This window comes from Mucilaginibacter sp. 5C4 (assembly GCF_034345625.1).
GTDB lineage: Bacteria > Bacteroidota > Bacteroidia > Sphingobacteriales > Sphingobacteriaceae > Mucilaginibacter > Mucilaginibacter aurantiaciroseus.
The window spans coordinates 1,140,514-1,152,829 of record NZ_CP133775.1; the positions used below are offsets into that span (position 1 = coordinate 1,140,514).

The window sequence follows — 12,316 nt, forward strand, 5'->3', positions numbered from 1 at the left end:
GGAGATTTAGAGGGGGGTAAATGAGTATACCAGATATAAGCAGAGCAAAATCTGCAGCATTGTACGAAAAAGCGAAGACCTATTTCCCTGGTGGAGTAAACTCACCGGTAAGGGCGTTTAAATCTGTTTATGGTACGCCACTTTTTATCGAAAAGGGCGATGGCAGCCATATTTGGGATGCCGATGGTAACGAATTTATAGATTTTTGCTGCTCTTGGGGGCCGCTTATTTTGGGCCACAACAGCCCGGCAGTACGCGAAAAAGTTATCGAGGTGATGCAGAATGGTATGTCATTCGGTGCGCCAACGGCTTTAGAGAACGAATTGGCCGAGTTGATCCTTAGCAAAAATAAATTCATCCAAAAAATTCGTTTTGTAAGCTCAGGTACCGAAGCAGTGATGTCGGCCATCAGGTTGGCAAGGGGCTATACCAAGCGCGATAAGATCCTGAAGTTTGAAGGCTGTTATCATGGACATACCGATGCGTTGCTGGTTAAAGCAGGCTCGGGTCTGGTCACTTTCGGCGAAACTTCATCAGCTGGCGTACCAAAGGCTTTTGCCGACGAGACCATAGTTGTATCGTTGAATGATAAGAAAGCGTTAGAGGAGGCCTTTGAAGAGTTTAAGGGGCAAATTGCAGCGGTTATTATCGAGCCTGTCCCGGCCAATAACGGTTTACTTTTACAAAATCAGGATTATCTGGACTACCTACGCCAGGTCTGTACCGATAACGGCACCATGCTGATTTTTGATGAAGTGATCTCGGGCTTCCGTGTGGGCTTTGAAGGTGCGGCGGGATACTACAACATCCAGCCGGATATTATTACCTATGGTAAAATTATAGGTGGTGGTTTGCCTGTTGGGGCTTACGGTGCATCGGCAGAGGTGATGGATCATATCTCACCGGTTGGCTCGGTTTACCAGGCAGGTACGCTATCAGGTAACCCGGTGGCCATGGCAGCAGGCATCGCGCAGCTAACAGAATTGTTAAAGCCCGGCTTTTACGACGAGTTACATGCCAAAACGGCAGGGTTTGTAAAAGATCTTCAAGCATTTATTGATGAGCGTGGCTATATGGTAAAGATCTTTACCATCGGTTCTATTTTTTGGTTCGCGTTTACTGACCTGGAAAGTATTACCACTGCCGAGCAGATTGACCCGGCAAGTATGATTAAATTTAAAGAAATGCATCGCGAACTCATCAACCGCGGCATTTATTTAGGCCCGTCAGGTTACGAAGTTGGCTTTATATCGGCCGCGCATACGCAAGCTGACTTAGAAACCACAAAAACAGCTATATTTGATAGTCTGGATATTGTATTCAGCCGCACCCAACCCTCACCGAAAGATAGGGCCTAAGTGAATTTAATAAATTAATTTTTAAAATCTCCTCCGAAGAGGAGATTTAGAGGAGGCCAAATGAAAAAAACACTCGTAATATTTTATGCCATCATCATTTATGCCGTTGCAGAACTGATCTGGTGGGGGTACATGTTGGTGCACCTCAACCCAAGCCGTAAAGGTATGATCTTGGGCGAGGGCTGTATGTTTGTGACCGTGTTTTTGGTTGGCGCATACTTTTTGCACGAGTCTTTAAACAAAGAAGCGAAGCTGCAGGTGCAAAAGAAGAACTTCCTGCTATCCGTTACGCACGAGCTTAAATCGCCCCTGGCATCTATAAAAATACTACTGCAAACCATCCAAAAGCGCGATCTTGCTAAAGCGCAGATCCTGAACTTTATTGATAAATCGCTGCTTGATGTAGAGCGTTTGGACGATATGGTAGAGAATATGCTGCTGGCGTCAAAAATTGATAATCGCTCATACAGCTTCCCTAAGGCTAAGTTTAATTTATCTGTTTTGGTGGATAGCATCGTGAACCGCCTGCAGATAAGTAAGTGTGATTGCAACCAGCAGATCATAAACGCCGAGATTGAGCCAAAAATTGAAATAACGGGTGACAAATTTGCGTTAACGTCAGTAGTTACCAACCTGGTGGAAAATGCCGTAAAATATTCCAGCCCCTGCGAGACCGTAAACGTGAAGCTTTTTGAGAAGGAAGGCAAAGTTTACTTTCAGGTGGCAGACCATGGCATAGGTATTGCTGACAATGAGAAGCCACGTATTTTTGATAAATTTTACCGTGTAGGCAGCGAAGATACACGAAATACAAAAGGTACTGGTTTGGGCTTATACATTGTAAAAGAAGTATTGGATAAGCACCAGGCCAGCATTAAAGTTAAAGACAACCGCCCTGCCGGGAGTGTATTTGAAGTAGTATTTGCATTAACCTAAATCATGGAGACCATGCCAAACAAAAAAAGAATTTTATTAGCCGAAGACGAAGATCATTTATTAGAGGCCATCAAGTTAAACCTGGAGCTGGAAGGTTACAAGGTTTCTACAGCAAACAACGGTAAAAAAGCCCTTCAGATCTTTAAAGAAGAGCGCTTTAACCTGGTGATATTAGATGTGATGATGCCAGAGATAGACGGCTTTGTGGTTGCCGAGACCATCCGCCTGGAAAATTCTGAGGTGCCAATCATGTTCCTTACCGCAAAAAACACCAACGAAGATAAAATATCGGGCCTTAAAAAAGGTGCTGATGATTACCTGACCAAGCCTTTCAACCTGGAAGAGCTGATCTTGCGTGTAAATAACCTTGTTAAACGTAGCCTAAAAGGTGATGACCTTAAAGAGTTTAACAGCTATAAAATAGGTGATAAAACTATCCACTTTAACTCGTTCGAACTGGTTAACGGCGATGAAAGCATCACCCCGTTAACTAAAAAAGAAACGATGTTGCTTAAGCTTTTGATAGAGCGCCGCAACGAGGCCGTATCTCGCGAGCAGATCCTGGAAACCGTATGGAATTATGACGTTTACCCGTCGACCCGTACTATTGATAACTTTATCCTAACCTTCCGTAAGTATTTTGAACCGGATCCTAAAAACCCGGTTTATTTCCACTCGATACGTGGCGTAGGTTATAAATTTACCGATAACCAGCACTAATACATGTTTACAAACAGGGCACGAATATTAGTAACCGGGCTTTTTATTATAGTACTTACTTTTGTATTTAAGTATAAAATGTACGAGCTGGCGGCGGTTAATGTAATGTTTATTGGCTTGTTAATATGGGGTTACTTTAAGCAGGGTACTATTGTACTGGCTGCAAAAGCGTTCCATCAAAAGGATTACGACAAGGCCGAGAACCTGTTAAAACAAGTACCAAAACCCGAGTGGCTTAGTAAAAGGCGACGCGGGTTTTACGAGTTTATATACGGAGGTGTATGCCTGCAAAAGCGCGAGTACACCGAAGCTGAACAACATTACGAGATTGCTGCCCTTTACCCACTCCGCAGCGCTAACGATCACGTTGCGGCGCTTGTACATGTAGCCAACATAAACGTACGCAACGGCAATTATGAAAAAGCCAAAGCATACCTGCAGCTTACCGAAAAACATAAAGATATTATAACTGCGAAAATGAAGGATGTGATCCAAAAGGTTGAGCAGGAACTTAGAAAACACTAAAACAAAGAGGCAAGATAGTAAGAGCCAGGAGACAAGATTTTTCTTGCATCTTGTCTCCTATTATCTTGCTTCTCCACAAACATGAAAGACTCGTTATTTTTAAAAGCCGCATTTTCAGAGAAGACAGAACGACCACCCGTTTGGATGATGCGCCAGGCCGGCCGTTTTATGCCCGAATACTGGGAGATCAAGAACAAATACTCCTTCCTGGAAATGTGCAAAACGCCAGAACTGGCTGCCGATGTTACCATGCTGCCTGTCGATTTGTTAGGTATCGACGCGGCTATCCTGTTCTCAGATATATTAGTTACCGGCGAAGCTATGGGCGGCGACTTAAGTTTTACCCAAGGTATAGGCCCTAAGTTTGCTAATCCCGTACGCACGCGGGCAGATATTGATGCTTTGGAAACTAATGTGGGCGATAAGCTGCAATACGTTGCCGATGCTATTAAGGTAATTCAGCAGCGTTTAAATGGCCGCATCCCGCTTATAGGATTTGCAGGGGCACCATTTACCGTAATGAGCTACCTGGTAGAAGGCGGATCTTCAAAAGATTTTAAACTAACCAAACTAATGCTGCATAACCACCCGGAAATGGCGCACCAGTTATTATCAAAAATTGCAACTGTAACAGCAGATTACCTGAACCTGCAAATTGCAGCAGGCGTAAACGCCGTACAAATTTTTGATAGCTGGGCACAAGCATTATCATGGGATGACTATACCGAGTTCTCCCATCGTTATATTGTTGAGATCATCAGCAAGTTGAACAGGAAAGATATCCCGGTGATATCTTTCTGTAAAGGTAGTTCGGTATTTGCACCGTTAATGGCCGAGGCGAAACCTGATGTAATTTCTATCGACTGGAACGTCGATCTGCTGGATATCAAGAATCGTTTACCAAAAAATATCGCCGTACAAGGCAACCTCGATCCGCATATTTTATATGCCGATAAACCGGTGATAAAAGAGCGAATTCATCGCCTTTTTGAGAGAATGAGGAACGAAAATGGGTTTATTTTTAACCTTGGCCACGGCATTATGCCGGATATCCCGTTTGATAACGTGAAGTATGCGGTAGAGGTTATAAAAGAGTTTAGATATTAATAACAATATGTCATTGCGAGGAGCTTAGCGCCGTGGCAATCTCAGCAGATTACTTATCCTCTGAGATTGCCACGTCATCGCTCGCAATGACATAGCAAAACAGGTATATGTACCAATACGTTTTAGCCATACATATCATATTTGTAGTCTGCTGGATGGCGGGGCTGTTTTACATTGTGCGCCTATTTATTTACCACCGCGAGGCACAGGACAAACCCGAACCCGCCCGCACTATCCTATCCGACCAATTTGAGATCATAGAGAAAAAACTTTGGTGGATAATTGCTACCCCAAGCATGTACTTTGTGATAGTGGCAGGGGCAATCATGCTGCATCTTAACCCGGCCTTGTGGAAAATGCCGTGGCTGCACGTAAAGCTTACATTTGTGGTAGGTCTTATTGCATACCATTTCATCTGCCAAAAAATAATGAAGCAAATGGCTCGGGGTGTGTTCAAATGGTCATCCATCAAACTCCGTTTATGGAACGAACTGGCTACTATTCTACTCTTCGCAATTGTATTCCTTGTTGTACTTAAAAGCGCATTGAATTGGATTTTTGGGGTGATAGGAATAATCCTGTTCAGCCTCATTATTATGTCGGCGGTGAAGGTTTATAAATATTTTAGGGAGAAGAAGTAGTTATAAAGGTATTTCGTCATCGTTATATTTTTCTACTATTTGCTTTATACCCAACTCGGAAAATGTTTTTGCTAAATCTAATATAACTGCATTAGTCCAACCATCTTGTTCTGGAACCAAAAACGCCAATGTTTTTAATTCGCTATTATTTAATAATATATTCCGTTTTTCTTTTTAGATAGCCATTTGTGAAAGAATAATAGTCCAAGCGTTTTTTATAAATAAAACTTATTTCGTCGAATTTAATCACATCCGTTTTTGTGCTTGTGCGACTTTTAGTAATAAACGTTACAGACCTGTTTTCGGCGTCTATGACAACACTATGAGTGTATTCCTTTCTAAGTACTACACTATTATTGCTCCAACAACTAATGCTGCGAATATTACGCCTACCGGAGGCCAAATAAGAGCAAATACTACTATAGCTAAAACTGTCCCCGCAAGTAGTCCTTCAATTCCTTTTTTTGATACTTGATAGGTTTTGTTCATATTGTTGTGAATATATTAATTAAAATTTATTTAACCACCCATGCAACCATTGTGTGTTCCTTTACATCTTACTGTTAAATGATGTTTTTGGAACCTAAACCTAATATTGAACATTTAGTAAAATGCTGTAAGGACGGGCAGCGTAAGGCGCAGGAAATGCTGTACAAGCAGTTTGCCGCTAAAATGCTGGGTGTTTGCATGCGCTACGCCACCGATAAAATGGAAGCGGAAGACATGCTGCAGAACGGGTTTATAAAAGTGTTCCAAAAGATAGCTGATTACCGTGGCGACGGTTCTTTTGAAGGCTGGGTGAGGCGCATTATGGTGCATAGCTCTATCGAATACTACCGCCGCCATCATAAAATGATGCAGGTGGTTGATGTTGATGAAGCAGGGTACGAACCATCTGTTAACGCAGCGGCATCAAGCAGCCTGGAGGCCAAAGACCTGTTAGTATTGATAAAGGCCCTGTCGCCGGGTTATCGGATGGTGTTTAATTTATATGCTATTGATGGATACTCGCATAAAGAGATCGCCGAAATTGTAGGTATCAGTGAGGGCGCTTCAAAATCGCAACTATCTAGAGCGAGGGCTATTTTAAAGGAACGGATATTGAAAATTGATAATGAAAAATATGGATATGCAGGATAAAGATATTGACAGCCTGTTTAGGTCTAAGCTGGATAATTTGGAGGTTGAGCCATCCGGACAAGTTTGGGGCGGCATTGCATCCCAAATGAATAAAAAGAAAAAGCCATTGGGCGTATACCTTAGCATTGCCGCTAGTTTGGTATTACTTAGCGCAGGCTTGTATTTTGTATCAAACACAACAGAAATTGCTAAAAAGCCGCTACAAAATGCCGTGGCTAAAAACAATAAGCCTGTAAATGCAATTATAAAGCCGGTAACGATATCACCAAAGGTAATCGAGCCGCAGATTGAAAATGTTGCAGCTTTAAACCCGGTAGCATCGCACAAGCAACAAGTAAAGGTTGTTAAAGAACAGCTAATTTTAGTAAAACAAGAAAAAGTAACGCAATTGGCGCAGGCGGTTCAAAAAACAGATGTACCGGTGAAATTTGTAGTGCCGGACAGGAGTGTGCCGTTTAATGATAAGATTGACATACCAGAAGATCAGCCGTTAAAAACTAATACCTTAGTGCAGGCAAAAGATGCACCTGCAAGTAAAGTATTGGCCGCGGTACAGGTTAAAAAGCACCGCATCCGTAACTTTGGCGATCTGATAAACGCCGTAATTAGTAAGGTTGATAAACGGAAAGATAAACTGATAGAGTTTTCGAGCCCGAAGGATGAGGATGAATCTACCCTGAGCGGATTGAACCTTGGATTTATAAAAATAAAAAAGACAGACCAATAGCATAAAATATACCACGATATGAAACGCCTGATTTTTACCGCAATAATATGCCTGGCAGCAACAACCCTATTTGCACAAACAGATTCTGTTAAAACCAGTACAGATACTACCAAAACCCGCCGTACAAAAATCCGCCTTGGCTTTGGAGATGATGCCGCGCAGGGGGCTATAAATGATACTACCAGCTATAAATCAAAAGCGCCGGGCTTTTCATTCGGGCTTACGTTTACCAGGTTTGACATTGGTTTAAGTACCCTGAATGATAATGGCAGCTTTAAGCTATCACCAACCAACCAGTTTTTAAATTATAGGTCATGGAGGAGCAGTAACATTGGGTTTGATATTTTGCAGTTAGGCTACCGTTTTAATAGCTCGTTCAGGATTTACACGGCTGGTGGTTTCGATTGGACAAACCTGCGCCTGCGCGAAAGCGTTACCATATTGCGTAACCAGGCACCGCTTGCTTATACCCAGGATGCTGTTAAATACGATAAAAACCGGTTGTCGGTAACCTACATCCGTGTGCCAATAGCGTTCGATTTTCGCACCCGCGATGACGATGATGGCCGCAGGTTCCATTTTGTTGGCGCAGCTGAACTAGGTGTACGTTTAAGCAGTAGCTTAAAACAGGAAAGTAAAGAGAACGGCGATCAAAAACTGAGCGGTAACTACAACTTTGCCAAATTTAGGTACGGTGCATCGCTGCGCGTTGGTTATGGTGCAATAGGTGTGTTTGGTAAATATTATTTCAATAATATGTTCGAGAACAGCCCCGCACAGGATGGCCTCAGAAACTTCTCGTTTGGGATGAGTGTTGGGTGGTAATACAATTTAGTATCTTTGCCCCTAATGGCAGAAGTACCTTTTTTACAGGCAATATCAGTTAGCAGAACATACGGCGGGGCCGAAGCGTCGGGGGTTAAAAATATAAACCTCGAGATAATCCCCGGCAAAATAACCGCTATAATTGGCCAAAGCGGCAGCGGTAAAAGCACTTTATTACGACTATTTTACGGCCTTCTTTCGCCCTCAGAAGGCACTGTAAACTTCAAAGGCGAACGCATTTTGGGGCCTGAAGAAAAGCTGATACCCGGCCATGATGCCATGAAAATGGTAACCCAGCATACCGACGACCTGAACCTGTTTGCCCGCGTTTGGGATAACGTAGCGGCTATGCTGCCAAGCACTAATGTAAGGCATAAGGAAGAAAAGACAAAACAGGTGCTCACTCAGCTAAATATGATGCACCTATCCCTAAAGCGCGTTGCCGACCTGAGCGGCGGCGAAAAACAACGTGTTGCCATTGCCCGCGCCATTATTACCCGTCCCGAAGTTTTATTGCTCGATGAACCCTTTAACCAGGTAGATACATCGTTCCGCGAAGGTTTACAGCATGATATCAGGCAAATTGTAAAGGAAACCGGGCTTACCGTGGTAATGGTATCGCATGACCCGGCCGAAGTACTCTCTATGGCCGATGAACTGATCGTTTTAAAGGATGGAGAGATTGTGGAAACCGGTCACCCGAAGACGCTTTATCATTCCCCGGTTAATTTATATACCGCCGAGCTGCTTACCAATTGTAATGTGCTTACGGTTGATGAAGCCAAGGCCTGCGGTATCGAATCTCATAAAGAAGCCGTAGTGATATATCCCGAATGGATCCGTCTCAATAATGTGCTTAAAACCAATAAATGGACCGTAAAACAGGTGCTTTTTAAAGGTTTTTATGAAGACCTGATATTGGAGAATAATGGCGTGATACTCCGCGTTATAAACGATGATAGCGGCAAATATAAAGAAGGCGACATTGTTGGCCTCAAAATAAAAAAATGGCTGGAGTATTAACTGGCCCCCTCTAAATCTCCCCCGGTAGGAGAGACTTAAGGTTGCCAATATTTTATAGTTCCTCCCTTCCGGGGAGGGTTGGGAGGGGTTTAGATCTCAAAAGACGATAATTGCACAAACTGCTGCACACGTGCGTCAACTTCCGCATCGGTTAGGTTCTTGATCTTCTCGGTGCCAAATTTTTCCACACAGAATGATGCCAGTGCCGAACCGAAGATGATGGCATTCTTCATATTATTGAAGTTAACCGTACCCACTTTAGCCATATAGCCAATAAAGCCACCCGCAAAGGTATCGCCTGCGCCGGTTGGGTCAAATACCTCAGCAAGCGGAAGGGCAGGGGCCGAGAAGATATGATCTTCGTAGAATAACAATGCGCCATGCTCGCCTTTTTTAATGATCAGGTATTTTGGTCCCATAGTCAGGATCTTGTTAGCGGCTTTAACCAAAGAATACTCACCCGATAGCTGGCGTGCCTCTGCATCGTTAATGGTTAAAACATCAACCATTTTAATGGTTTCCAGCAAGTCGTCCATGGCAATGTCCATCCAGAAGTTCATGGTGTCCATTACAATCAATTTAGGGCGGTTTTTAAGGCGTTTAATAACTGTTTGCTGTACTTGTGGGGTAAGGTTGCCCAGCATTAGGTATTCGCAGTCCTGGTAAGCCTCGGGGATGATCGGGTCAAAATCAGCAAGTACGTTCAGCTCCGTAACCAAAGTATCTCGGCTGTTCATGTCGTTATGGTACTTGCCGCTCCAAAAGAATGATTTTTCACCCTGTTTTATTTGCAGGCCTTCGGTATCTATATGGTGGTTATTAAAGTCTTTAATTCCTTCCGCGGGGAAGTCGTCGCCTACTACAGCAACGATCTTTATCTTGTCGTAAAAGTAAGAAGCGGCCAAACTTGCGTAGGTAGCAGCCCCTCCAACAATTTTATCTGTCTTTCCAAAAGGGGTTTCAATTGCGTCAAACGCCACAGTACCAATAACTAACAAACTCATGTAAATTTTTTTTAATTTTTTTTGTGCAAATATTGTGAAATTACACCAGAAATCATACTTTTGCACCACTCCAATACGGAAAAACACTCCTGAGTAGCTCAGCTGGTTAGAGCATCTGACTGTTAATCAGAGGGTCCCTGGTTCGAGTCCAGGCTCAGGAGCCAGAATGGGCAAGCACGAAAATCGGTCGCTTGCCCTTCTTTTTTCTCCTATATTTTACTGTTAATCAAGTAGATACGAGAGTGCAATTCGCTCGTCTGAGCGGTTCGATGTTGCAATTCCTCGAAAGTGAATTTTTGGGGGTACATCGAACCAATTAATTCCCGTTTTTCAGAAGTTGTTGATTTTGAATAGATTGTATCCAGTTGCGTTAATTTGATAATCCCCTTCCTAAGTATCGGTTCTATGTTTTCAGCCTTTGAATTTACTGCTGCCGCCTCTGCTAATTTTGCTTCCAATACGTTTATCTTATATTCATTTTCAGACTTGATGGTTTTATAATCTGCACCGTCTATGTCACCCTTCAAAAGTAACTCCCTGGCTTTTGCAAGACGGCTGTTCAGGTCGTTGATATCTTTAAGGAGTTCTGATCGGGAGATCAGTTGCGGTGTGTTTTGGCTTTTATACGTATCAGCTATTACTTCCGTAAACAGTTCTGCATAATTTTCCCCGATGGTAAATTCCTCTATCACTTCATCAAATACCTTGTTCACTTCCTCGGCCTTATATCTGCACCCACAGGCAGACGAACAATGATAATAGTAGTAGTAACCGTTACGACCTTTGGATGCGCTGCCGCATAAGATACGGCTGCACTTTGAGTGCCTGATAAAGCCCCGTAGAGGCAACATTTCTGGTGAATGTACCTTTGTCTTCTCAACTCTCTTTTTGCCGCTTAGAACGTCCTGAACATCATAAAAAAGCGATTCCGAAATGATACCTTCATGCAGGCCTTTAACGGTGTGTGCAGCCTCGTCCTTATATTTAACAATGAATATCCGTCCGCAGTAAACGGGATTACGCACAGCAACGTAAAAGTTGTTTCGTTTACACTTTAAACCCATTTCTGCTGCTTTTCATAAACTTGTTGGATGGAGTATATTCCTTTTGCTATTTCTTTAAAAGCCCAAACTATAATTTTTGCCTGCGGGGGATCGATTGCGATAAACTTTTTCCCTGATACATCATGGCGGTTATTATAGCCCATTGGTGCATGCGATACCCAACGACCCTCTTTTCGCGCACGACGTAAGCCAAAAAACGTATTCAACGCCCTGCGGTCGTTTTCAATCTCCGGTGCTGTAAGATAGATGGCCAGCATCATCTTATTTTCCGGAACCTCCATATCTAAGGGCTGTTCGATAGCCTGCGGTTCAACTCCTAATATTTTAAGGGCATTAATCATTTGGTAAGCATCGGGGGCATTACAGCTAAACCTATCCCATTTGGTGAACAAGACCAAGTCTACCTTGCCACGCTGTTTTCTTAGGCTTAATAACAGCCCCTGCCATTGCGGCCTTACAAAGATTTTGGCGGAATGATCCTCAAAGATGGTTTTCCTGATACTGATGTTGTTAATGGGAATGTTTTTAATAGAAGTGAAATAACTAAGAATAGCTATACCTCTATAGAAACCCTTGTGAATACTACAGTCGATTACTGAATTTTGTTTCCCGATGCGTTAATATACCTTGCTTTATTTCAACTATTTGGGTTAATAACTAAGTTTATAAAACATTATGTGCTACCCATTGTAGTTCTAATATCCTCTATCTTGGCGACCGATTTTTGAATGGTCAAAATCTCTCGCTTTCCCTGTCGGCTTTCATTTTAGTTATAATATAGTTATGAAAAAGATAAGCATCATTTTAATCGCAGTCGGGTTATTATTAATCATTGGTGGTAACGTTTTTTATAAAAGCCACCAGAACCCTGATGACAGCGGAGGTTCTGCATCTATTACAACGTTTAATGGTGGCTGGTCTGTAAAAATACCAGCATATTTTGGTGGTGTTATGCTATTATTTGGTTCTATTTTCCTTTATATTTCAGTGGATATTAAAAAAATAAAGGTAAAGCGCATACATTAAATTAAAGAAAGTCGTTTGATAATAGACATAATATCAAATAAAATTGATATTAAAGATTACATCTGAGGGGGGCAATATCTGGCTTATAGATGAGACAATGCTTAGTGAATTCTTGATTAACTACTTTTGATCAACAAATAAAATGAGCATTGGAATTCATTATTGAAATTCAAGATTTGATAGCACCTTGTGTTAATTTTAAAACAATTAAGATTGTTGA

The 12,316-nt window shown here is 42.4% G+C and carries 15 protein-coding genes and 1 tRNA gene; 12 read left to right on the plus strand and 4 right to left on the minus strand.

Features of this window, described 5'->3' with window-relative positions; translation table 11 throughout:
• The first annotated feature begins 20 nt into the window (after positions 1 to 20).
• The 6 genes from hemL to hemJ all read left to right on the plus strand — a co-directional run bounded on the left by hemL (position 21) and on the right by hemJ (position 5,287).
• Positions 21 to 1,358, plus strand: a complete 1,338-nt coding sequence (gene hemL, locus RHM67_RS05320) for a glutamate-1-semialdehyde 2,1-aminomutase (RefSeq protein WP_322231076.1) — start codon at positions 21 to 23, stop codon at positions 1,356 to 1,358.
• 60 nt (positions 1,359 to 1,418) lie between these two features.
• On the plus strand, positions 1,419 to 2,294 hold the full coding sequence (locus RHM67_RS05325; protein WP_322231077.1) for a HAMP domain-containing sensor histidine kinase: 876 nt from the start codon (positions 1,419 to 1,421) through the stop codon (positions 2,292 to 2,294).
• A 12-nt stretch (positions 2,295 to 2,306) separates the two neighbouring features.
• A complete protein-coding gene (locus RHM67_RS05330; RefSeq protein ID WP_129876228.1) occupies positions 2,307 to 3,014 on the plus strand; it encodes a response regulator transcription factor in 708 nt (235 codons plus the stop codon).
• Between the two features lie 3 nt (positions 3,015 to 3,017).
• Positions 3,018 to 3,539 (plus strand): tetratricopeptide repeat protein, encoded by a 522-nt coding sequence (locus RHM67_RS05335; RefSeq protein WP_322231078.1) that lies wholly within the window; start codon positions 3,018 to 3,020, stop codon positions 3,537 to 3,539.
• A gap of 81 nt (positions 3,540 to 3,620) precedes the next feature.
• Positions 3,621 to 4,646, plus strand: a complete 1,026-nt coding sequence (gene hemE, locus RHM67_RS05340; RefSeq protein WP_322231079.1) for a uroporphyrinogen decarboxylase — start codon at positions 3,621 to 3,623, stop codon at positions 4,644 to 4,646.
• Positions 4,647 to 4,753: 107 nt separating this feature from the next.
• On the plus strand, positions 4,754 to 5,287 hold the full coding sequence (gene hemJ, locus RHM67_RS05345) for a protoporphyrinogen oxidase HemJ (protein WP_322231080.1): 534 nt from the start codon (positions 4,754 to 4,756) through the stop codon (positions 5,285 to 5,287).
• Positions 5,288 to 5,632: 345 nt separating this feature from the next.
• On the opposite strand, the gene RHM67_RS05350 is transcribed toward hemJ, so the two are convergent.
• Positions 5,633 to 5,776 carry a hypothetical protein gene (locus tag RHM67_RS05350; RefSeq protein WP_322231081.1) on the minus strand — a complete coding sequence of 48 codons (144 nt, stop codon included), beginning with the start codon at positions 5,774 to 5,776 and terminating at the stop codon, positions 5,633 to 5,635.
• A 78-nt stretch (positions 5,777 to 5,854) separates the two neighbouring features.
• On the opposite strand from RHM67_RS05350, the gene RHM67_RS05355 reads away from it, so the two are divergent.
• Genes RHM67_RS05355 through RHM67_RS05370 form a run of 4 tightly spaced genes read left to right on the plus strand, consistent with a single transcriptional unit; the run spans position 5,855 to position 9,002 of the window.
• Positions 5,855 to 6,427 (plus strand): sigma-70 family RNA polymerase sigma factor, encoded by a 573-nt coding sequence (locus RHM67_RS05355; protein ID WP_322231082.1) that lies wholly within the window; start codon positions 5,855 to 5,857, stop codon positions 6,425 to 6,427.
• A complete protein-coding gene (locus RHM67_RS05360; protein ID WP_322231083.1) occupies positions 6,402 to 7,154 on the plus strand; it encodes a hypothetical protein in 753 nt (250 codons plus the stop codon). Before RHM67_RS05355 ends, RHM67_RS05360 begins: the two co-directional genes overlap by 26 nt.
• 18 nt (positions 7,155 to 7,172) lie before the next feature.
• The gene (locus tag RHM67_RS05365; protein ID WP_322231084.1) at positions 7,173 to 7,979 is read left to right on the plus strand and encodes an outer membrane beta-barrel protein; all 807 of its coding nucleotides are present in this window, start codon (positions 7,173 to 7,175) and stop codon (positions 7,977 to 7,979) included.
• 24 nt (positions 7,980 to 8,003) lie between these two features.
• The gene (locus RHM67_RS05370) at positions 8,004 to 9,002 is read left to right on the plus strand and encodes an ABC transporter ATP-binding protein (RefSeq protein ID WP_322231085.1); all 999 of its coding nucleotides are present in this window, start codon (positions 8,004 to 8,006) and stop codon (positions 9,000 to 9,002) included.
• A gap of 89 nt (positions 9,003 to 9,091) precedes the next feature.
• Here RHM67_RS05370 and RHM67_RS05375 read toward each other — a convergent pair whose 3' ends face one another.
• The gene (locus RHM67_RS05375; protein WP_322231086.1) at positions 9,092 to 10,006 is read right to left on the minus strand and encodes a PfkB family carbohydrate kinase; all 915 of its coding nucleotides are present in this window, start codon (positions 10,004 to 10,006) and stop codon (positions 9,092 to 9,094) included.
• A gap of 87 nt (positions 10,007 to 10,093) precedes the next feature.
• Between RHM67_RS05375 and RHM67_RS05380 the strand changes: the two genes are divergently transcribed.
• Positions 10,094 to 10,170, plus strand: a tRNA-Asn gene (locus tag RHM67_RS05380).
• Positions 10,171 to 10,215: 45 nt separating this feature from the next.
• Here RHM67_RS05380 and RHM67_RS05385 read toward each other — a convergent pair.
• Together RHM67_RS05385 and RHM67_RS05390 are read right to left on the minus strand one after the other, a co-directional pair.
• A complete protein-coding gene (locus tag RHM67_RS05385) occupies positions 10,216 to 11,031 on the minus strand; it encodes a recombinase family protein (protein ID WP_322231087.1) in 816 nt (271 codons plus the stop codon).
• A 29-nt stretch (positions 11,032 to 11,060) separates the two neighbouring features.
• Entirely contained in the window at positions 11,061 to 11,684 is a 624-nt protein-coding gene (locus RHM67_RS05390) for a recombinase family protein (RefSeq protein WP_322232173.1), read from the minus strand.
• 169 nt (positions 11,685 to 11,853) lie between these two features.
• Between RHM67_RS05390 and RHM67_RS05395 the strand changes: the two genes are divergently transcribed.
• The gene (locus tag RHM67_RS05395; RefSeq protein ID WP_322231088.1) at positions 11,854 to 12,096 is read left to right on the plus strand and encodes a hypothetical protein; all 243 of its coding nucleotides are present in this window, start codon (positions 11,854 to 11,856) and stop codon (positions 12,094 to 12,096) included.
• Positions 12,097 to 12,316: the final 220 nt, after the last annotated feature.